The following is a 20638-nucleotide window of genomic DNA, read 5'->3' on the forward strand; positions in this document are numbered from 1 at the left end:
GATCCCTGCGCATATGCACAGGGATCGGGCTCCTCGAAGATTTGTGCACGCTCGAGGCGGGCGGGGTTCGGTTGCCGACGGAGTTTCGGACCCTTCGACAGGCTCAGGGATCGACAGGCTCAGGGATCGACAGGCTCAGGGATCGACAGGCTCAGGGATCGACAGGCCCGGCCGGGGCTACGCGCCGAGGCCGTAGTGGGTGGCGATCAGGGCGCTGATCTCCGCCGCGGCCTCGAGGGTCGGCATCTCGCAGAACACACGCAGCACGGGCTCGGTGCCGGAGAAGCGGATGGTGGCCCAGCCGCCGTTTGCGAAGTAGACCTTGCAGCCGTCGTCCCAGCCGATGCGTTCGACGTCGGCGGGGAACTCGGGCAGGTCGTGCTCGACGAAGATCTTCTGCGTGAGGGCCTGGCGGCGGCTCGCGTTGAAGCTGTAGGCGTCCTCGACCATCTCGGCCTGGCCGTAGAGCTGAACCATCTCGCCCCACAGCTCGCTGAGCTTCTTGCCGCTCCTGGCGACCATCTCGACCAGCAGCGAGCCGGCCTGGACCCCGTCCTTGCCGGGGATGTGGCCGCGGACGGTCAGGCCGCCGGAGGACTCGCCGCCGATGACCGCGTCGGTCTCGGCCATCTTCGCGGAGATCCATTTGAAGCCGACGGGGACCTCGTAGCAGACCTGCCCGTGCGCCTCGGCGACGCGGTCGAGCATGTGGGTCGTCGACATGTTGCGCACCGCCGGCCCCTTCCACCCCTTGCTGGAGATCAGGTAGTGGTACAGCAGCACCAGGATCTGATTCGGGTGCAGGAAGTTGCCGAGGTCGTCGATGATCCCGAGGCGGTCGGCGTCGCCGTCGGTCGCGATGCCGAGGTCGGCGCCGCTCTCCATGACGGCCTGCCGCAGCGAGTCGAGAGTGTGCGCGTTGGGGGAGGGCAGGCGGCCGCCGAACAGGGCGTCGTGCCGGGCGTTGATGACGTCGACCTGACAGCGCGCGGTCATGAGGATCGTCTGCAGGCAGGTCTGCGAGACGCCGAACATCGGGTCGAGCACGATGTTCAGGTGGCGGTGCCGGATCGCTTCGAGGTCGAGCTGGTCCATGATCGAGTCGATGTACCAGTTCATCGAGGTCTGGAGCGTCGTCAGCGGGTTGGCGCGGACGTCCTCGACGGCCATGATGTCCTCATCGGCCAGCTGGTTCGCGGCGTCGGCCAGTTCGTTGGTGATCTCGACCTCGGCGTCGCGCCCGCCCTCGGTGAAGATCTTCAGACCGTTGTACAGCGCGGGGTTGTGGCTCGCGGTGACTGCCAGGCCGTAGGCGCACCCCTTGTCGCGGACGGTCCACATGAACATCGGCGTGGGCGCCGGCCGGTCGATCAGGGTGACGGGGACGCCGTTGCCGACGAACACCTCGACGGCCCACTCGGCGGCCTCCTTCGACAGGAAGCGGCGGTCGTAGCCGACGACCACGCCACGCTCGACGACCCCCTCGGCGCGCATGCGGGTGCAGAGCGCCTGCACGACACGCCGCACGTTCGCGCGGGTGAACCCGTCGCCGATGATCTCTCGCCAGCCGCCAGTACCGAAGTGAATCATGGCCCCAACGTAAACCCCGCCGAGGACTTTTGCAAGAGACTTTACGAAGTAACTTGCAATACCTTAGGGTGGCGACCATGAGCACTGAGATTGCACGAGTCCGCACGGCCCTGGTGATGGCCCGCGGACTGGGCACGCGCATGCGGGCCGCCGCGGAGGAGACGCAGCTCGACGCCGCGCAGTCGCGCATGGCTGAGCGCGGCATGAAGGGCATGATCGACGTCGGCCGTCCCTTCCTCGACCACGTCGTGTCGGCCGCCGCCGACGCCGGCGTTACGCGTGTCGTCCTCGTCATCGGCCCCGAACACGACGAGATCCGCAACTACTACGGCACAGTCCCTGCCGACAGGGTGACGTTTGAGTTCGCGGTGCAGGCGGAGCCGCTCGGCACCGGCGACGCGGTTGCCTGCGCCCGGGCGGTCATCGGCGACGAGCCCTTCTTCGTCCTCAACTCCGACAACTACTACCCGGCCTCCGCCCTTGAGCAACTGCAGGGCGTCGACGGCATGGGCCTCGTGGGCTTCGACGCGGCGGCCCTCACGGCGAAGGGCAACATCCCGGCCGAGCGCGTCCGCAGCTTCGCGCTCGTCGAGGTCACCGCGGACGGCCAGCTCGCGTCCATCGTCGAGAAGCCCGACGCCGAGACGTTCGAGCGCCTCGGCGCCGACGCGCCTGTCAGCATGAACTGCTACCGCTTCACCCCCGAGATCTTCGACCACCTGGCCGAGCTGACGCCGTCGGCCCGCGGCGAGTACGAGCTCACCGACGCGGTGCGCGCGGCGCTCTCGTCCGGCGACCGGATCGCGGTCGTTCGTTCCGACGAGCCGGTCCTGGACCTCTCCACGCGCCACGACGTCGCCGGCGTGCAGGCCATCCTGAAGGATCGCGAGGTCCACCTGTGACCCGCTGGTTCTCGCCCGGCCGCATCGAGGTGCTTGGCAAGCACACCGACTACGCGGGCGGCCAGTCGCTCATCATGGCGCTCGACCGCGGGGTCACCGTCGACGTGCGGCCGGCCCCCGCCGGGGTGACCGCGAGCACCGACGCCGTGCGCGGGGCCGTGGAACTGCGCTCCGCCACCGACCTCCCCGACGGCCACTGGGCCAACTACCTGCGCGTCATCCTCGGCCGCCTCGAGCGGAACTTCGGCCGGGTGGCGCCCTGCACGATCGACATCGCCTCGACCCTCCCGCTCGCCTCGGGCATGAGCAGCTCGTCGGCGCTGCTGGTCGCGACGGCGATGGCGCTCGTGCGGTTCAACGGGTTCGACGGGTCGGGCACTTGGACCCGGGAGATCACCAGCCCAGAGGCGCTCTCCACCTACCTCGCGTGCATCGAGAACGGCTCCTCCTTCGGCGACCTCGCCGGTGACAAGGGCGTCGGCACCTTCGGCGGATCCGAGGACCACACGGCGATGGTCTGCTGCCACGAGGACCACGTCACCCGGTTCCGCTTCGGACCCGCCGTCCGTCAGGACGACGTCCGCGTCCCCGACGGCCTGACCTTCGTGGCAGCAACGAGCGGCGTTCTGGCCGAGAAGACGGGCGCCGCGCGGGACGCCTACAACCGCGCTTCGCTGACGGCCCAGGCCGTGACCCGTCGCTGGAACGACGCGACCGGACGCGCCGACGCCCACCTCGGTGCAGCCATCGCGTCGGCTCCCGATGCTGCCGACCGGCTGACCGCGCTGGTCGCCGACGACCAGGTCCTCGCGGACCGCCTCGGGCACTTCCTCGCCGAGTCCGATCGGCTCGTTCCCGGCGCCGCGTCCGCGCTCGCCGCCGGCGACCTGATCTCCCTCGGCGGGATCTGCGACGAGTCGCAGCGCCTTGCCTCGACGCTCCTGCGCAACCAGGTGCCAGAGACGGACCGGCTCGCCGCGCTCGCCCGCTCGCTGGGCGCGCACGCGTCGTCCGCCTTCGGCGCCGGCTTCGGCGGCAGCGTGTGGGCGCTCACGGACGTGGCCGGTGCGAGTGACTTCGCCGCTGACTGGCTGGCCGCCTACCGGGCCGAGTTCCCCCAGCACGCGCTGACCAGCTCGGCGCTGGTGTCGCGACCGTCGGGGCCCCAGGGGGAGATCGTCGCCTGACCTTGTCGGGAGGCGGTAGCGTTCACGGCGGAGGCCCCATGAGCGACGTGACCACGGGTGCGGACGCGTCGACCGTCCGCCACTGGAACGAACGCGCCGTCATCGATGCCATGGAGGGCCGGGCGAACCTGCGGGTCGCGGAGGTGGCGACGCTGACCGGCCTCACGTCGGCCTCGGCCGGCGACGTGCTGCGCGGTCTGCAACGCAAGGGCTGGGTCGAGGAGCTGAGCCCGGAACGCTCCGGCATGGGCCGCCCCGCCCGCTCCTTCCGCCTCCGCGAGCTGCCCGTCAGCGTGCTCGGCGTCGACGTCGGCGGCCACACCGTCCGAGCAGTCCTCCTGCGCCCCGACGGCACCGTCGAGCAGGTCGGCAGAGCCGCCATCCCGGAGCCCCGTGGCACGGTCGAGTCCATGCTCGACGCGGTTCGCCGGGCCACGCAGGGCGTAGACCCCGACGAGGTCTGGATGACCGGGGCGGCCATCTCGGGGGCGATCGATACCACCGGAACGGTCATCCGATCGGTCGCGCTGCCGCACCTCGAGGGGCTCGACGCGCACGCCATCCTCGCCCCCGCGGTACCCGGCCCGCTGCGGATCTACCACGACACTCGGGCGGCGCTCTGGGCCGAGTCGACCGCCGCCGCGCCGCGCCACGTCATGCTGATCCACCTCGGTCGTCGCCCCAGCATCGCCTGGGTCCTCAACGGCGCCGACTATCTCGGCGCGCACGGCACGGCGGGAGACCTCGCGGCCAGCGACCTCATCCAGCCCTGGGAGGGGATCGCGCGTCACGCGGGCCTTCCCGACCCCGTCGGCGCCTCACTCGAGGCGGCAGGCGCGGGGGACAGGGAGGCCGTGTCGTCGGCGCGGGAGTTCTTCCGGCGGATCACGCCGCAGCTTGCGTTCGCGATCGCGCTGGTCGATCCGGCAACGGTCGTCGTCGCGGGGGCGCTGGCCCCTGCGGTGCGCGACCTCGGCGAGGAGTTCCGCGTGGCGGTGTCCGCGCGCGTCCAGGTTCCGCCGGAGATCCGCTTCTCCTCCCTCGACGAGTTTGCGGTGGCGTCCGGCGCGGCGCAGCTGGCGCGGGCCCGCGTCCGGCGTCTCCTGCTTGAGAACCCGGGCGGTGTGGCAGCCGCGCAGCGGTCCAGCCTGGGCGGCAACCTGTCGGTCAGCTGAGTTCCATGGCGGTCCGATCGACAACCTATTAGTGTGGCCAATGGACTAAGTATTGAAGGTTAACGGTTCGCACTAGGCGTCGCATGACGCGCGGCGGATGAGGTTCGGTCTGTCCCGCGCCGGAGGTCGTCGAGAGCCCTCTTGCCTGCACAACTTTGGCTGGAGCCGCAGCACGTCGTATATACGCGGGTGCTGCGGCTCTGGCCACTTTTGTGCGCGGGGGCAACCCCAGTTCGGCCGTCGGCCTGTGCCCGAGCGTCGACCTTGCGGTGCGGGCGCTATTACCACCACCCCACGTCCGGAATTCGTTCAGTGGTCGATTCTGCTCGGTCAGGTGTCGAGAAGCGTTCAAAGGGTGGCGGCCCTCGTCGGGCAGCGACAGCGATGGTTCCAAGCTGTGTGCGGTTTTCGTCGTCGGACCGGGGAGAAGTGGGCAGTGCCCGAAACTCGGGACTGTGGGGTCTTTGGCGGGGAGAGGCGACGGGTGACGGAGGGGTGGCGACGGGCGGACCGGATCAACCCAGCGGGATGCGGCCCTTGAGTTCGGACGCGCGGATGGAGCGGGCCGACGTATCGCCGATCAACCTCTTCGCCTTGTCCGTCGCATCCCACACGTTCCACAGCAGAACTCCGCGGACGTGCCCGTCGAGCAGGTAATAAATGACGCCCGACGACAGGTCCGGGGAGAAGTCCTCGACGGTGGCATACGACGAGTCGATCTCGCCGACGGCCTCGTAGCCGTAGTCGAACAGATCCGACCAGAAGATGGGCGTGTAGGTGTAGGGCTTGAGCGTCCGTCTCCTCGTCGCTGCGACCATGTCGCGACCGGCGCGTGCGCCCTGGTGCTCGGCGTTGTCGACGTGCTCCACGCGGCGCATCTCGAGCAGTGCGTCGGGGTAGTGGGCGACGTCGCCCGCCGCCCAGATGCCGGGCACGCTGGTCGAGAGGTACTCGTCGACGACGATGCCGCCGTCGGTCTTGAGGCCGGCGCACTCGGCGAGCTTGATGTTCGGCGTGACGCCGATGCCGAAGACGACGTAGTCGGCGGTCAGCGTCGTGCCGGCCTCCGTCTCCAGCCGCACACCGCCGTCGGTTGCCGTGCCCGACATGACCCGGGCGCCCGCCTTCACCGTCACGCCGCGCGACCGGAACGTCTCCGTGACCCGCTTGGCCAGGTCCGGCGGGAACAGGTTCGACTGCACCGTCCGGGTCGGGATCACCAGTGTCACCGCAACGTCGTTCGACGCGAGCGCCGCGGCCAGTTCCGCGCCGATGTATCCGCCCCCGACGACCACGGCCTTCGAGCCGGGCCGAGCGACCTCGCGGAGCCGCTGGTAGTCATCGACGGTGCGGTAGTAGAAGACGCGGTCGCCGGGAGGCAGCGTCGGTAGCGTCCGGGGGCTGGCGCCGGTGGCCAGCAGCAGCTGCTCGTAGCCGATCTGCTCCGCGTTCGACAGGCTCACCGCCTGCGACTGCGGATGGAGGCGGGTCGCCGCGACGCCCGTGATCAGCTCGACCCCGTCGTCGTCGCCCAGCAGCCATCCGTCGTCGAGGCTGGTGGAGTCGTCGAGCCACAGGCTCTTGGAGAGGTTCGGCCGGTAGTACGGGCCGTCGGGTTCCCGCCCGACGATCCCGATGCTGGCCGACGGGTCCCGCTCACGGATCGCCTTGGCCGCGGCCGCCGCTGCGACTCCCGCGCCCACGATGAGATGGTCGAATCCCTTGCTGTGTGCCATTGATGCTCGCCTCCGCCTTCCCCGTGCCCATCGACAGTGTCGCCCTTCGACGGTTCATGCCTGTGCGCTCGTCGTCGTGCGACGGTCTGCCGATGTCCCGCGTGGCGCTGGTTTGCCCCGGGTGTCCGCCGTGGGGCTTGCTCTGGGCGATCCGCCCGTCGACCTATGGATGCCGTGGGCGATTTTCGTGTCCGGACCGGGGAGAAGCGGGCACTGCACGATTTTCGGACGGTGGTGGCTGGGGATGACGAGGCCGGGGGACGACGAGGCCGGGGAACGCCGAGGCCGGGCGACGGAATGTTCCGTCGCCCGGCCCGCGCGTGTGCCGAACTCGATCGTTGCAGTGTCAGCCCTCGATCCTGACTGCCCTGCCGGAGGCAGCCGACTCGCCGGCCGCCTGCGCGATGACAAGGGCCGCGACGCCGTCGGAGACCGTCGGGGAGACGGGCGCGCCGTCGACGATCGCGTCGATGAACGCCGTCAGCTCGTTGCGGTAGGCGGCCGCGTAGCGCTGCAGGAAGAAGTTCTGGTACGGATCCTGCGATCCGGAGAACTCCGCCTTGTTGAGGTGCAGCGTCGTGTCGCGCCAGTTGTCCATGGACACCGACCCCTCGGAGCCGTGCACCTCGAGGCGCTGGTCGTAGCCCGTGACGCAGCGACGCTGGTTCGTGATCGACGCGACGGTGCCGTTCTTCCCGCGCAGCAGGATCATGGCAGCGTCGAAGTCGCCGGTGTCCTTCAGTTCGGGTAGCGTCTGCTGACCGAAGGCGACGACCTCCTCGATGTCACCCAGGAAGAAACGGGCCTCGTCGAAGTCGTGGATGCTCATGTCCTTGAACAGGCCGCCGGACACCGCGACGTACGACGCCGGGGGAGCCGATGGGTCGCGCGCGACGATTACGACCTGCTCGACGTCGCCGATCTTCCCGGCGTCGACGAGGTCCTTCGCGCCTCGGATCGACGGGTCGTAGCGGCGCTGGAAGCCGACCATGACCGGCGGGTGCTCGAACGTGGCGAGCTCGGCGTCCAGCGCCTTCGCCTCCTCGACGTCCTTCGCGACGGGCTTCTCCACGAGGACAGCCTTGCCGGAGCGGGTCGCGCCCAGCACATGCTCGGCGTGCAGCGGCGTGGGGGAGCCGACGATGACCGCGTCGACCTCGGTGTCGGCGAACACGTCCGCCGCATCCTTGTAGGCCTTCGCGCCGTAGACGGCGGCCAGGTCCTCGGCGGCAGTGCCCATGGGGTCACACACGGCAACGAGCGTGGCCTTCGGGTGCGACGCGACGGACTCTGCGTGGACGCGGCCGATGCGGCCCGCGCCGATGATGGCTACTCGAAGCATGTCTTGCATTCCTTGTGGGTCAGGGGGCCGGGACGATGATGTCGCGGACCAGGCGGTCGAGGTCGGCGTCGGCCTCGAGGAACTGGCGCAGGGTCTTGCGGGTGGGGCCGAAGTCCTCGAACTCCTCGATGCTCATGCCGTCCTCTTCGTAGGCGCGCAGGAAGTCGGGGATGCGGCTCAGCTGCTCCAGGTAGTACGGGCTGACCGGCTCGTTGATGCGGTCCAGCACCACCTCGTAGTCGGAGGCGTTGATGATGGTCTGCCACTTGAACGGCGGCGACACGACGAGATCGCCACCGACGACCTCGGACCACTGCAGCACGTTGCGGAACGCGGCGGCCAGCACGCGGGAGCGGAAACCGCGCTCCTGGAAGATGGCGTAGGCGCGCTTCATGGCGGCGACGCCGGCCCACTCGAGTGCGGACGGATCGATGAAGATCTTGTCGCGGGCGACGACGTGCTTCAGCCAGTCGTCGAGCCTGCCGACCATGATCGTGACGACGGGGCCCATGCGGGACACGTCGTGGCCGGCGGCCTCACGACGCTGCAGGCCACGCTCGATCGCCTCGGCGGCGCGGACGGCCTGCGGCACGGAGAAGGACACCGTGACGTTGATGCTGACACCGCGGGACGTGGCGTCCTCGATGGCCTCGAGCCCGGTCTTCGTCGCGGGGATCTTCACGACGATGTTGTCGGCGAGGTTGTGGAACTCCTCCGCCTGGTCGGCCAGCGCCTTGGCGTCGCGGTGGAAGCGGGGGTCGGTCTGCACCGAAAGGCGGCCGTTGCGCCCGTTGTGCTCATCGAAGATGGGCTTGAGCAGCGCCGCAGCCTCCTTCGACATGTCCTTGACGGCCTGCCAGCCGATGGCGGACTCGCCCCAGGTCGGGTGGTCCGCGGCGATCTGCTCGATGCGGGGCGCCCACACGTCGAGGTGCTGGCTGATCGTGGTGTACGCGATCACCGGGTTGCACGTGGCTCCGACGCCGCCGAAGGCGATGGACTGACGCAGCTCGTCGAGGTCCGACGAGTCATTCCACAGTGCCGTTGCCGTGCTCTGGGCGGCGGTCAGCAGTGGGCCGGGGGTAAAGGTGATGTCTGGCATTCAGAGCTCCTGGTTCCAACGGTTACGGCGACGGTGCCGCGAGTCGATGGACCCAGTTAAGCGCAATGTCTATCCAAGGTCAAGTATTTGTGTGTACATATACCGAGCGAAGCGGCCGGGGCTCAGCTCGTGAACAGCGAGAAGCGGAACGAGTAGCGGCTCGGCCGGTAGACATGGTTGCCCACCTCGACGGCCCGACCCTCAGCCGTGCGGCCGACTCGGTGCATGGTCAGAAGCGGGGCGCCGGCCTCCTCGCCCAGCGTCTTGGCCTCCTCCGCGGTGGCGCCCCGGGCGCCGATCTCCTGCGTGGCCGCCGCGATGGAGATGCCGTGGTCGGCCAGGCACTGGTAGAGGCCCTTGCTGCCGAGGTCCTGCCACGTCGGGGCGATGTCCAACGGGATGAGGTTCTTGAGGATCGCCAGCGGATGGTCGTCGGCGAACCGCAGGCGGCTCACCTCGAGAACGCCCTCGTCGGGGCCGAGCCCGAGTTGCTCCGCCTCGAGCGGTGTGGCCTCGCGCACCTGGTAGTTCAGCACGCGCGTGGTGGGCGCGAAGCCTGCCTCGACAAGGTCCTCGTTCAACGACGACAGCTTCATCGGCCGGTGCACGTGTGGCGGGGTGACCCGCGTGCCGACGCCGCGGCGTCGGGAGAGCAGTCCTTTGTTTGCGAGCTCCTGCAGGGCGCGGCGCGCGGTCGGCCTTGCCACGTCCAGCCGGCTCGCCATCGAGACCTCGTCCTCGATCATGGATCCGGCGGAGAGCTCCCCGGACAGGATCGCTGCCTCGATGGGGGCGGCGATCTGCTCGTACAGGGGTGTGGCCGACGCGCGATCGATCACGATGCGCGGCGCGTAGATGTCTTCCATGGGTCTCCCCCTGCCGGTGGTGCGCGACCGGGGGGCGTCGCTGGCCAGGTCCGGTGCGATCCACACTATACAGGCAATACTCCTTGCATGTCAGTACAAAGAGTTGACCATGTGAGTCCCATTTGGCAGACTGGCGGCGACATAGGAGGTCGTCAAAGTGGATGACTCGCAGGTTCCGCAGGTGCTGGTCGTCGGTCGATGCAGCGTTGACCTGTACCCGTTCGAGGTGGGCGTGCGCCTGGAGGACGTCGCGTCCTTCGGCAAGTACCTCGGCGGCTCCGCGACCAACGTCGCCGTCGCCTGCGCCCGCTACGGGCACCGCGTCACCGCGCTGACGGGAGTGGGGGACGATCCCTTCGGTCGGTTCGTCGTCAACGAGCTCGAGCGCTTCGGGGTCGACGCATCCCACGTCGTCGTGAACCGCCGCTTCAACACCCCCGTCACGTTCTGCGAGATCTTCCCGCCCGAGAACTTCCCCCTCTACTTCTACCGCCAGCCGACGACCCCTGACCTGGAGATTGCGCCGGGGGATCTGCCGGACCTCGACCGCTACGAGATCATCTGGCTGACCGGCACCGGCCTGGCTGTCGAGCCCTCCCGCTCCGCGCACCACGCGATCCTCGCGGCCCGCCGTGACGCGACGGTCGTGCTCGATCTTGACTACCGCGAGCGCTTCTGGATCGGTGAGTCCACGCCTCGCCGCGTCTTCTCCGACGTCCTCGGTTCCGTCGACGTGGCCATCGGCAACGTCGAGGAGTGCCGCATCGCGACGGGGGAGGCGGAGCCTGAGCGGGCAGCAGACGCGCTCCTCGACGCCGGCGTGTCCATCGCCATCGTGAAGCAGGGGGGCTACGGAACCCTGGCGAAGAGCAGCACTGAGCGGGTCTTCGTGCCCGCGACCCACATCGACGTGCTGAACGGCCTCGGGGCGGGCGATGCCTTCGGCGGAGCCGTGTGCCACGGCCTGCTGTCGGGCTGGGAGCTTGGTGAGACAATCGCCTTCGCCTCCGCGGCCGGCGCGATCGTCGCGTCCCGCATCGCCTGCGCCCCCGCCATGCCCACCGACGACGAGGTGCGTGCGCTCATCGCGCAGCATCCGGAGGTCGCAGACGACGTCGAGGTGTGGCGCAGATGACCATCAATGCCCGTGTGACAAGGAGGTTCGCGTGAGCGACAACGACAAGTATGTGTTCAGGGCAGGGAGCACCGAACACGGCAGGTTCGAGACCGACGTCGACCAGGCGCGAGCCGGCTGGCAGTGGTGCGCGATCCGCGTCCTCAGCCTGCGTGCCGGCGAGACGGAGGCCTTTTCCACCGGCGACGACGAGCTGCTGGTCCTGCCGCTCGAGGGCGGGTGCATCGTCGAGGTGGACGGCATCGCCTACGAGCTGGACGGCCGCGCCGAGGTGTGGACGGCCATCACGGACTACCTCTACATCCCGCGCGGCACGGACGTGACCATCTTCTCGGCCCAGGGAGGGAGGTTCGCGCTGCCAGCCTCGCGCGCGACCTCCGACCACCCGGTGCGCTACTGCCCGGCGACCGACGTCGCCACCGGCCTGCGGGGCACGGGCAACTGCTCGCGCCAGGTCAACAACTACGCCCTCGGCAACGCGGTGAGCACCTCGCATCTGCTCGTCTGCGAGGTTCTGACCCCCGGCGGCAACTGGTCGAGCTACCCGCCGCACAAGCACGACGAGCACACCGACGTCGAGCGCGTGCTGGAGGAGATCTACTACTACGAGATCCGGCCGGGTCGAGGCGACGAGCCCGGCATGGCGCTGCAGCGCATCTACCCGTCGCCCGCCGGGGACATCGACGTCTGCACCGAGGTCCACAGCCGCGACGTCGTTGTCATGCCCTACGGGTACCACGGTCCGTCGGTCGCCGCCCCCGGCTACGACCTCTACTACCTCAACGTCATGGCCGGCCCCGCCGAGGACGCCACGTGGCTCATGACTGATGACCCCCACCACACCTGGATCCGGGACACCTGGGACGACGCCGTCGTCGACCCCCGGCTCCCCATGACCCCTCTCAACCCTCAGGAGTGAACATGAGCGAAACCGTGCGACTGACCGTGGGTCAGGCGACGATCCGCTTCCTCGTCAACCAGTTCGTCGAGGTCGACGGAGAATCGAAGCGGCTCATCGCCGGCGCCTACGGCATCTTCGGCCACGGCAACGTGGCAGGCATCGGCCAGGCGCTTCTGCAGAACGAGATCGACCCGACCCCCGACGGCGGCGAGATGCCCTACATCATGGGCCGCAACGAGCAGGGCATGGTCAATGCCGCCGCGGCGTTTGCGAAGCAGACAAACCGCCAGCAGACCTGGATGTGCACCGCCTCCATCGGGCCCGGCTCGCTGAACATGGTCACCGGAGCCGCCGTCGCGACCTCCAACCGGCTGCCCGTCCTCCTGTTCCCCTCGGACCAGTTCGCCAGCCGCAATCCCGACCCGGTGCTGCAGCAGATCGAGGACCCGGTCTCGCTGCTGACCGCTGCGACGGACTGCTTCCGCCCGGTCTCGAAGTTCTTCGACCGCATCACCCGGCCGGAGCAGCTGATCCCGTCCCTCCTGGCGGCCATGCGCGTCCTCACGGACCCGGCGGACACGGGTGCCGTCGTCGTTGCGCTGCCGCAGGACGTGCAGGCCGAGGCGTTCGACTACCCGCAGGAGTTTTTCGCCCCGCGTACCTGGCGGATCCGTCGGCCCGCTCCCGAGCCCGTGGCGATCGAGCGCGCCGCCGAGATCATCCGCGGAGCCGAGCGGCCCCTGGTGGTCGCCGGTGGCGGCGTGGTCTACTCGCTGGCAGACGAACAGCTGCGCGCCTTCGCGTCGGCCACCGGTATCCCCGTCGCTGACACGCAGGCAGGCAAGGGTGCCATCAACTTCGACCACCCCTGCGCGGTCGGCGGTGTCGGCTCCACCGGCGCGAAGTCCGCCAACGTGCTGGCCGAGCAGGCCGACGTCGTTATCGGCATCGGCACCCGCTACTCCGACTTCACCACGGCCTCGCACACGCAGTTCAAGAACCCGGACGTGAAGTTCGTCAACATCAACGTCGCGGCCTTCGACGCCTACAAGAACTCCGCGGAGACCGTCGTCGCCGACGCCCGCGAGGCACTTGTCGCACTCACCGCGGCCCTGGAGGGCCACCGCGTCGCCGACGCGTACTCCCAGGAGATCGAGGAGCTGCGCGACGAGTGGGCCGCCATCACGCACGAGTGCTACCACCTGGGCCACGGCCCGCTGCCCGCGCAGACCGAGGTGTTCGGCGCCCTCAACGAGCTGATGGGCGACGACGACGTGATGATCAACGCCGCGGGCTCCATGCCCGGCGACCTGCAGTGCCTCTGGCAGGCCCGGAAGTCGTCGCAGTACCACGTCGAGTACGCCTTCTCCTGCATGGGCTACGAGATCCCGGCCGCGCTCGGCGTGAAACTCGCCAGGCCGGACTCCGAGGTCGTCGCGATCGTCGGCGACGGGACGTACCAGATGCTCCCGATGGAGCTCGCGACCATCGTCCAGGAGCGTGTCAAGGTCATCTTCGTGCTGCTCCAGAACTACGGCTTCGCGTCCATCGGCGCGCTGTCCGAGTCGCACGGGTCCCAGCGCTTCGGCACCCGCTACCGCAAGGGCGACGACCACACCGCCGACGGCGAGCTGCTGCCCGTCGACATCGCTGCGAACGCTGAGTCCTGGGGCATCACGGTGCTGCGCGTCAGCACCATTGCCGAGTTCAAGGACGCCTACGCACAGGCTGCGGCCTCCCCGACGTCCGTGCTGATCCACATCGAGACAGATCTGATGGGCCCCAACCCGCCCGGCAGCAGCTGGTGGGAGGTCGCGATCTCCGAGGTCTCGCGGCTGGAGTCCACCCAGCGGGCCCGCGAGTGGTACGAGGGCGAGAAGCTCGCCCAGCGCCACTACCTGAACTGACGTCGCGCCGCCGCGACGCCATAGACCGGCCGGGGGTTCCGCGTTCCCCCGGCCACCCTCTCCACCCCTCATCCCAAGGAGAAAACCACATGAAGATCGCCGGAGCCCCCATCTCGTGGGGCGTGTGTGAGGTCCCCGACTGGGGCTACCAGATGTCCCCCGACCGCGTCCTGACCGAGATGCAGGAGATCGGCCTGACGGCCACGGAGTTCGGCCCGCAGGGCTGGCTCCCCGTCGACGCCGTCGAGCGCGCCGAGGTCGTCGGCCGGTTCGGGCTCAAGCCCGTCGGCGCCTTCTTCCTCGCCGTGATGCACGACCCTGGCTTCGACCCGATCCCCCAGGTCAACAAGGAGCTCGACGCGTTCGAGGCCGCCGGTGGAGAGTTCCTCGTCCTGGCAGCCGATTCCGGCCGTGACGGCTACGACGACCGCCCCGTCCTAGATGAGGAGGGCTGGCAGACGCTGTTCGCCAACCTCTCGCGCATCACCGAGGTCTGCGCCGCGCGCGGCGTCACCGCCACGCTCCACCCGCACTGGGGGACCATGGTCCAGAACGTCGACGAGGTCGAGCGCGTGCTCGACAACTCCACCGTCGGGCTCTGCCTCGACACGGGCCACCTGGCCGCCGGCGGCGCCGACGTCGTCGAGCTGGTCCGCCGCTACGCCGACCGCGTCGACATCGTGCACGCCAAGGACGTCGACAAGTCCCTGACCGACAAGCTGCTGCCGGGCGAGCTCACGTGGAGCCAGGGCATCAAGGCCGGCATGTTCACCCCGATCGGCCAGGGTGACATTGACTTCGCGACCATCGTCGGCCTCCTGAACGAGGCCGGCTTCGACGGCTACTGGGTGCTGGAGCAGGACATCATGCTCGACGAGGAGCCGCCGGCCGACGGCGGCCCCGTCGCCAACGCCAAGGCGTCCTTCGAGGCGCTGGCCGCGCTGCCCTGAGCTGGGACCACGATCCGTCGCTGACAAGGGACGTCCCAGGTAGATTCGCCTGGGCCGTCCCTTGTGCGCCTCAGCCAGGAACACCCGCGGCGGGAGCCCGCCGTCGGGTAGATCACAAAGACGATACAAAGTAATCAAATGTATTGACATGGGTTCTCCGACGTTACTAACATGACCGATGTGGTCAAGGGTGACCCGAATCAACTTGGAGGAATTTCGATGAAGAAGACTCTTCTCGCGGCACTGATGAGCACCACGCTCCTGTTCTCCGCGTGCAGCATGGGCGCGAGCGAGGACGGCTCGGGCTCGGCCAGTGGCGACGCGTCCGGCAAGGTCAAGGTCGGCGTGATCCTGAAGACCCTCTCCAGCGAGTACTGGCAGTACGTAGCGGCCGGCGTGAAGCAGGCGGAGAAGGACCTGGACGTCACGGTGTCCCTGCAGGGCCCGGCTTCCGAGACCGCCTACGACGAGCAGAACAGCATGCTCGAGACGATGCTGGCCGACAACTCGATCCAGGCCATGGTCGTCTCGCCGCTGCAGCCCGACTCTGTGGTCTCCGTGCTCGGCGACACCGAGAAGCCCATCGTGTTCGTCGACACCGACGCAGACTTCGAGAAGAAGGTCTCCTACGTCGGCACCGGCAACGAGGCGGCCGCCAAGGCCGGCGGCGAGTACGCGGCCGAGGTCGCGGGCTCCGGCGCAAAGGCCGTCTGGATCGGCGGCGTGCAGGGCAACACCACCTCCGACGAGCGCGAGGCGGGCTTCACCGCGGGCCTCGAGTCCGGCGGAGTGACCGTCACCGTCAAGCAGTACGGCGAGGGCCTCGGCGATAAGGCCGCCTCCATCATGGAGAACGTCCTGACCTCCAGCCCCGACGTCTCGGTCGTCGTCACCAACAACGACGACATGGCTGCTGGCGCCGCCCGCTCCGTCCAGGCCGCGGGCAAGGACATGACGATCGTCGGCTTCGACGGCATCAAGGCCGGCGTGCAGAACGTCATCGACGGCACCGTCACCGCCACCGTCGCCCAGGACCCGTTCAACATGGGCTACAAGTCGGTCGAGGCCGCTGTCAAGGCCGCCAAGGGCGAGACGGTCGAGTCGTTCATCGACACCGGCTCCACGGTCATCACCAAGGAGAACGCCGAGGAGTACCTGACCAAGCTCAACGACCAGCTGGCCGGCTCCTGACCCTTCACCCCTGACAACCGTGACGCGGAGGGCCCGCCAACCAGGGCCCTCCGCGCCCACCCAGAAGTGGCAGTAGGGAATCAATCATGAGTACTCCAGTCGTCGAACTCCGGGACGTGACCAAGCGGTTCCCCGGCGTTGTGGCGCTCCGCGACATGGGCCTGACGGTCGAGCCCGGCGAGGTGCACGGTCTCATCGGCGAGAACGGCGCGGGCAAGTCGACCCTGATCAAGGTGCTGACCGGCGTCTACACGCCGGAGGAGGGCCAGATCATCGTCGAGGGCACCGAGCGCAGGTTCTCGGCCCCCAAGGACTCCCAGGAGGCGGGCATCGCCTGCGTCTACCAGGAGCTCAACATCGTCAAGCAGCTGTCGCTGACGGACAACATCTTCCTCAACCAGTACATCAAGACCGGCTCCGGGCTGCTCGACTACAAGGCCATGCATGCCAAGGCCACCGAGCTGCTGCAGTCGATGAGCATCGACGTCGACGTCACCAAGCCGGCCGCCGTGTTCGGCATGGGCGTCCTGCAGATGGTTGAGATCGCCAAGGCTCTCCTCACCGGGGCCAAGGTCATCATCATGGACGAGCCCACCTCCAGCCTCGGCGAGTCCGAGGTCGAGCAGCTCATCCGGGTGGTGCGCGAGCTCAAGGCGAGCGGCGTGGCGATCGTCTTCGTGTCGCACAAACTCGAGGAGCTGTTCATCCTGTGCGACCGTGTCACGGTCATGCGCGACGGAAAGCACATCATCACCTCACCGATCGAGGAACTCGACAACGACAAGCTGATCCGCGCCATGGTCGGCCGCAGCGTCGACAACCAGTTCCCGAAGGAGGAGACCACACCCGGCGACGTCGCCGTCGAGTTCCGGGACGTCACCTCCGTCGGCACCATCAAGCACATCAGCTTCGAGGCCCGCTACGGCGAGATCCTCGGCTTCGCCGGCCTTGTCGGCGCGGGGCGGACCGAGACGATGCGTGCAATCTTCGGCGACCTGCCCATCGACAGCGGCGAGGTGCTGCTGAACGGCAAGCCGGTCCGCATCTCGTCGCCGCAGGACGCGGTGGGCAAGGGCATCGCCTTCGTCACGGAGGACCGGAAGGGTCAGGGTCTGGTGCTCAACCAGTCGATCTCGACGAACCTGATCCTCGCGTCGCTCGGCCGCGTCAAGAGCGGCATGCTGCTCGACAAGGCGAAGATCCGGCAGGTATCGGCCGACAGCATCGCCTCCATGCGCATCAAGACGCCCGACGCCGAGAACCAGGTATCGAAGCTCAGCGGCGGCAACCAGCAGAAGGTGGTCATCGGCAAGTGGATCAACTCCGACGCCGAGGTCTACCTCTTCGACGAACCCACCAGAGGCATCGACGTCGGTGCCAAGGTCGAGGTCTACAACATCATGAACAGGCTTGCCAGCGAAGGTAAGTGCATCATCATGGTCTCCTCCGAGCTGCCCGAGGTGCTGGGCATGAGCGACCGGGTGGTCGTCATGCGCGGCGGCGAGGTGATGGCCCAGATGCGGCGTGGAGAAGCCGACTTCAACGAGGACGACATCATGAAGGCTGCCTGGGGAGAACGGAAAGAACAACGATGAAGAACAACCCCCGCCTCGCGGCGATCGTTCGGGCGCTGGCACCGCTGCTGGCGCTTGCGATCCTCGTCATCATCATGGCGGCGATCAGCCCCGAGTTCCGCACCGTGAACAACGGCATGAACATCCTGCGCCAGACGGCCGTCAACGGCTTCCTGTCCGCCGGCATGCTCGTGGTCCTGATCACGGCGGGTATCGACCTCTCGGTCGGCGCCAACGCGATCCTGAGCGCCTGCGTCATGGCGATGCTCATGACGACGTTCGGCGTGACCAACCCGGTCCTGCTGCTCCTGTCCGCGCTGATCGTCGGCACGCTCGTCGGCATCGTCAACGGTCTCCTGCTCACCAAGCTGAAGCTGCCGCACCCGTTCGTCTCCACCCTGGGCATGAAGTTCGTGCTGGCAGGTCTGGCGCTGTTCGTGGTCAGCACCCGCACCATCTCCGGCTTCCCCGATGCCGTGACCTGGCTAGGCTCGGCCGACTTCCTGCGCGGCGGCGGATTCAACGGCATCCCGGGCTCGTTCCTGGCGCTGATCATCACGTTCGTCGTCCTGCACATCGTGCTGAACCGCACCGCGCTCGGCCGGGCGATCTACTCGGTCGGCGGCAACCCCGAGGCAACGCGCCTGTCCGGCATCAACACCGACCGGGTCCTGACCACCGTCTACGGCCTGTCCGGATTCGTCAGCGCGCTGGCCGGCATCGTGATCGTCGGCCGCTCCGGCGTCGCGAACCCGTCGGCGGCCATGAGCGGCAACTACGAGACCGACGCGATCGCGGCCTGCATCATCGGCGGCGCCTCGTTCACCGGCGGCAAGGGCACCGTGTGGGGCACCCTGATCGGCTGTCTCATCATCGCGGTGATCCGCAACGGCCTGACGCTCATGAACGCGCAGTCCGACGTGCAGTTCATGGTCATCGGCGCCGTGATCATCGTCGCGGTCTTCATCGATGTGCGCCGCACGGCCTCCGAGGAGCGTCGTCGCCGCCTCGCCGCCGCCTGATCCACCCACCAACAACCTCAGGGGCCAGTCGGATATCCGGCTGGCCCCTTTCCATCACCCCCAGCTGGAGGAGCTGTGAACCACGAACTGAGAGTCGGCATCATCGGCACCGGAGTCATGGGCCAGGACCATGCCCGGATCCTGAGCCGGAAGGTCGCCGGCGCCAGGCTGACGGCCCTGGCCGACGTCAACGAGGCGGGCGCCCGCGCCCTGGCCGGCGAGCTCGGCGTCGGCGACGTCTTCACCGACAGCACAGAGATGCTGGACTCGGGGCTCGTTGACGCCGTCATCATCGCGTCGCCCGACCGGCTGCACGCGGCCACGACGCTCGAGTGCCTGGAGCGGGGGCTGCCGGTGCTGTGCGAGAAGCCGCTCGCGCCCACCGTCGAGGAGGCGGCGCGGGTCGCGCAGGCGCACGCCGCGCTGGACCGGCCGCTGCTGAGCGTCGGGTTCATGCGCCGTTTCGACCCCGGCTACGTCGCGCTCAAGGGCCGCATCGCGTCCGGCGTCGACGGTGCCCTGCTGATGACGCACTCGGTGCACCGCAACGTCGAGGCGTACCCCGGCAGCGACTCCGCCGCGACGATCACCAACTCCGCCGTGCACGAGATCGACATCCTGCCGTGGCTCACCGGCGAGAGGATCGTCGAGGTGCTCTGGGCTGCCGGGCGCACCACGTCGCTGCTCGCTGAGCGACACGACCCGCAGCTGCTGCTGATGCGCGACGCGGGCGGGGTGCTGCACACCGTGGAGGTGCAGGTGCACGCGCAGTACGGCTACGACGTGCGGTGCGAGGCGGTGTGCGAGCGGGCCTCGGTCGAGCTGGCCGGCGCCCCGACGCTGGTCGACGGCGCCCCGCTGGTGGTCAGCTCCGGCCTGAAGCGGACCACCGCGTACCCGGCCGACTGGCGGCCCCGGTTCGCGGAGGCCTACCGTGCGGAGCTCGCCGCCTGGGTCGCGGCATCCTCGGCCGGCACCGTCCCGGCCGAGGCGGCCACCGTCGAGGAGGCGCTGCGCACGACGCGCGTCGCGCTGGCGCTGGTCCAGTCGATGAACGAAGGCGGCTGGGTCGCCGTCGAGGAGGCGTGACATGAGGATCGGGCTGCTGACCGACTCGCTGTCTGCCTACTCCCTCGACGGAGTCCTCGACGCGGCCGAGGCGCTGGGCGTCGCCGACCTGGAGTTCTGCACGGGCGGCTGGTCCGAGGCGCCGCACCTGGACGTGTTCGAGCTGGTCTCCGACGACCGGTTGCGCGGCGAGTTCGAGGCGAGGCTCGCCGACAGGGGCATGCGCATCTCCGCGCTGAACGCCAACGGCAACCAGCTGCACCCGGTCACCGGGCCGCAGGTCGACGCGGTCGTTCGGGCGACGGTCGAGCTGGCGTCGCTGCTCGAGGTGCCCACCGTCGTGCTGATGTCCGGCCTGCCCGGTGGTGCGGCGGGGGAGCGGACGCCGAACTGGATCACCACCTCGTGGCCACCGGAGACCCAGGCGATCCTCGACTACCAGTGGAATGAGGTTGCGCTGCCGTACTGGGCGGGCCTGGCCGAGCTTGGGCGCAGCCGGGCGGTGCGGTTCGCCGTCGAGATGCACGGTCAGCAGCTGGTCTACAACGCGTCGTCGCTGCTCAGGCTGCGCCGCGAGGTGGGCGACATCGTCGGGGCGAACCTGGACCCGTCGCACCCGATGTGGCAGGGCGCGGACCCGCGGCAGCTGGCCAGGGCCCTGACCGGGGCGATCCACCACGTCCACGCCAAGGACGCCCGGCTGCAGCACCCGCAGGTCGACGTCGACGGCGTGCTCGGCACGCAGCCGCCCGAGGAGGCCGGCGAGCGGCCGTGGAACTACGTGACGCTGGGGCGGGGCTACCCCGGCGGTCAGCAGTTCTGGGCGCAGTTCCTGGCTGATCTGCGCGCGGCCGGCTACGACGGCGTGCTGAGCATCGAGCACGAGGACGTGCTCATGGACGCCCTCGAGGGCGTCGAGCAGTCCGTGGCGCTGCTGCGCTCCGTACTGCCATCCAAGCCGCCGAGCTGGCGGCCGGCCGAGATCTGACG

General features: G+C 68.9%; 17 protein-coding genes. 12 read left to right on the top strand and 5 right to left on the bottom strand.

Annotated features, from left to right (window positions below):
- Window positions 1–177: 177 nt before the first annotated feature.
- Complete coding sequence (locus tag QH948_RS00550) at window positions 178–1590, bottom strand: phosphoglucomutase/phosphomannomutase family protein (protein WP_281145043.1); 1413 nt, start codon at window positions 1588–1590, stop codon at window positions 178–180.
- A gap of 77 nt (window positions 1591–1667) precedes the next feature.
- On the opposite strand from QH948_RS00550, the gene QH948_RS00555 reads away from it, so the two are divergent.
- Genes QH948_RS00555 through QH948_RS00565 form a run of 3 tightly spaced genes read left to right on the top strand, consistent with a single transcriptional unit; the run spans window position 1668 to window position 4854 of the window.
- A complete protein-coding gene (locus tag QH948_RS00555; RefSeq protein WP_281145044.1) occupies window positions 1668–2492 on the top strand; it encodes a nucleotidyltransferase family protein in 825 nt (274 codons plus the stop codon).
- Window positions 2489–3679, top strand: a complete 1191-nt coding sequence (locus QH948_RS00560) for a galactokinase family protein (RefSeq protein WP_281145045.1) — start codon at window positions 2489–2491, stop codon at window positions 3677–3679. The genes QH948_RS00555 and QH948_RS00560 overlap by 4 nt, the downstream gene beginning before the upstream one ends.
- A gap of 38 nt (window positions 3680–3717) precedes the next feature.
- Window positions 3718–4854 (top strand): ROK family transcriptional regulator, encoded by a 1137-nt coding sequence (locus QH948_RS00565; protein WP_281145046.1) that lies wholly within the window; start codon window positions 3718–3720, stop codon window positions 4852–4854.
- Between the two features lie 515 nt (window positions 4855–5369).
- On the opposite strand, the gene QH948_RS00570 is transcribed toward QH948_RS00565, so the two are convergent.
- The 4 genes from QH948_RS00570 to QH948_RS00585 all read right to left on the bottom strand — a co-directional run bounded on the left by QH948_RS00570 (window position 5370) and on the right by QH948_RS00585 (window position 9900).
- Complete coding sequence (locus QH948_RS00570) at window positions 5370–6590, bottom strand: NAD(P)/FAD-dependent oxidoreductase (RefSeq protein ID WP_281145047.1); 1221 nt, start codon at window positions 6588–6590, stop codon at window positions 5370–5372.
- Window positions 6591–6936: 346 nt separating this feature from the next.
- A complete protein-coding gene (gene iolG / locus QH948_RS00575; protein WP_281145048.1) occupies window positions 6937–7932 on the bottom strand; it encodes an inositol 2-dehydrogenase in 996 nt (331 codons plus the stop codon).
- A 19-nt stretch (window positions 7933–7951) separates the two neighbouring features.
- Window positions 7952–9034, bottom strand: a complete 1083-nt coding sequence (locus QH948_RS00580; protein WP_281145049.1) for a transaldolase family protein — start codon at window positions 9032–9034, stop codon at window positions 7952–7954.
- A gap of 122 nt (window positions 9035–9156) precedes the next feature.
- On the bottom strand, window positions 9157–9900 hold the full coding sequence (locus QH948_RS00585) for a GntR family transcriptional regulator (protein WP_281145050.1): 744 nt from the start codon (window positions 9898–9900) through the stop codon (window positions 9157–9159).
- Between the two features lie 157 nt (window positions 9901–10057).
- On the opposite strand from QH948_RS00585, the gene iolC reads away from it, so the two are divergent.
- The 9 genes from iolC to QH948_RS00630 all read left to right on the top strand — a co-directional run bounded on the left by iolC (window position 10058) and on the right by QH948_RS00630 (window position 20636).
- Window positions 10058–11035: a 5-dehydro-2-deoxygluconokinase gene (gene iolC / locus QH948_RS00590; protein ID WP_281145051.1), complete on the top strand. Its 978-nt coding sequence runs from the start codon at window positions 10058–10060 to the stop codon at window positions 11033–11035.
- 31 nt (window positions 11036–11066) lie between these two features.
- Window positions 11067–11954 (top strand): 5-deoxy-glucuronate isomerase, encoded by an 888-nt coding sequence (gene iolB, locus QH948_RS00595; RefSeq protein ID WP_281145052.1) that lies wholly within the window; start codon window positions 11067–11069, stop codon window positions 11952–11954.
- Between the two features lie 2 nt (window positions 11955–11956).
- Window positions 11957–13843 (top strand): 3D-(3,5/4)-trihydroxycyclohexane-1,2-dione acylhydrolase (decyclizing), encoded by a 1887-nt coding sequence (gene iolD, locus QH948_RS00600; protein WP_281145053.1) that lies wholly within the window; start codon window positions 11957–11959, stop codon window positions 13841–13843.
- 89 nt (window positions 13844–13932) lie between these two features.
- Entirely contained in the window at window positions 13933–14793 is an 861-nt protein-coding gene (locus QH948_RS00605; RefSeq protein ID WP_281145054.1) for a sugar phosphate isomerase/epimerase family protein, read from the top strand.
- Window positions 14794–15012: 219 nt separating this feature from the next.
- Entirely contained in the window at window positions 15013–15984 is a 972-nt protein-coding gene (locus tag QH948_RS00610) for a sugar ABC transporter substrate-binding protein (RefSeq protein ID WP_281145055.1), read from the top strand.
- Between the two features lie 86 nt (window positions 15985–16070).
- Window positions 16071–17579, top strand: coding sequence for a sugar ABC transporter ATP-binding protein (locus tag QH948_RS00615; RefSeq protein ID WP_281145056.1), 1509 nt, complete (start codon window positions 16071–16073; stop codon window positions 17577–17579).
- Window positions 17576–18580 carry an ABC transporter permease gene (locus tag QH948_RS00620; RefSeq protein ID WP_281145057.1) on the top strand — a complete coding sequence of 335 codons (1005 nt, stop codon included), beginning with the start codon at window positions 17576–17578 and terminating at the stop codon, window positions 18578–18580. Before QH948_RS00615 ends, QH948_RS00620 begins: the two co-directional genes overlap by 4 nt.
- A 75-nt stretch (window positions 18581–18655) precedes the next feature.
- Entirely contained in the window at window positions 18656–19669 is a 1014-nt protein-coding gene (locus QH948_RS00625) for a Gfo/Idh/MocA family protein (protein WP_281145058.1), read from the top strand.
- A gap of 1 nt (window position 19670) precedes the next feature.
- Window positions 19671–20636, top strand: a complete 966-nt coding sequence (locus tag QH948_RS00630; RefSeq protein ID WP_281145059.1) for a sugar phosphate isomerase/epimerase family protein — start codon at window positions 19671–19673, stop codon at window positions 20634–20636.
- Window positions 20637–20638: the final 2 nt, after the last annotated feature.

It is taken from the genome of Tessaracoccus lacteus (assembly GCF_029917005.1).
GTDB classification, from domain to species: Bacteria; Actinomycetota; Actinomycetes; order Propionibacteriales; family Propionibacteriaceae; genus Arachnia; species Arachnia lactea.

Excerpts from the sequence above, each read along its gene's own strand:
- QH948_RS00550 (WP_281145043.1), bottom strand. The coding sequence starts at position 1,590 with ATGATTCACTTCGGTACTGGCGGCTGGCGAGAGATCATCGGCGACGGG.
- QH948_RS00555 (WP_281145044.1), top strand. The coding sequence starts at position 1,668 with ATGAGCACTGAGATTGCACGAGTCCGCACGGCCCTGGTGATGGCCCGC.
- QH948_RS00565 (WP_281145046.1), top strand. The coding sequence starts at position 3,718 with ATGAGCGACGTGACCACGGGTGCGGACGCGTCGACCGTCCGCCACTGG.
- QH948_RS00570 (WP_281145047.1), bottom strand. The coding sequence starts at position 6,590 with ATGGCACACAGCAAGGGATTCGACCATCTCATCGTGGGCGCGGGAGTC.
- iolG (WP_281145048.1), bottom strand. The coding sequence starts at position 7,932 with ATGCTTCGAGTAGCCATCATCGGCGCGGGCCGCATCGGCCGCGTCCAC.
- QH948_RS00580 (WP_281145049.1), bottom strand. The coding sequence starts at position 9,034 with ATGCCAGACATCACCTTTACCCCCGGCCCACTGCTGACCGCCGCCCAG.
- QH948_RS00585 (WP_281145050.1), bottom strand. The coding sequence starts at position 9,900 with ATGGAAGACATCTACGCGCCGCGCATCGTGATCGATCGCGCGTCGGCC.
- iolD (WP_281145053.1), top strand. The coding sequence starts at position 11,957 with ATGAGCGAAACCGTGCGACTGACCGTGGGTCAGGCGACGATCCGCTTC.
- QH948_RS00605 (WP_281145054.1), top strand. The coding sequence starts at position 13,933 with ATGAAGATCGCCGGAGCCCCCATCTCGTGGGGCGTGTGTGAGGTCCCC.
- QH948_RS00610 (WP_281145055.1), top strand. The coding sequence starts at position 15,013 with ATGAAGAAGACTCTTCTCGCGGCACTGATGAGCACCACGCTCCTGTTC.
- QH948_RS00615 (WP_281145056.1), top strand. The coding sequence starts at position 16,071 with ATGAGTACTCCAGTCGTCGAACTCCGGGACGTGACCAAGCGGTTCCCC.
- QH948_RS00620 (WP_281145057.1), top strand. The coding sequence starts at position 17,576 with ATGAAGAACAACCCCCGCCTCGCGGCGATCGTTCGGGCGCTGGCACCG.
- QH948_RS00630 (WP_281145059.1), top strand. The coding sequence starts at position 19,671 with ATGAGGATCGGGCTGCTGACCGACTCGCTGTCTGCCTACTCCCTCGAC.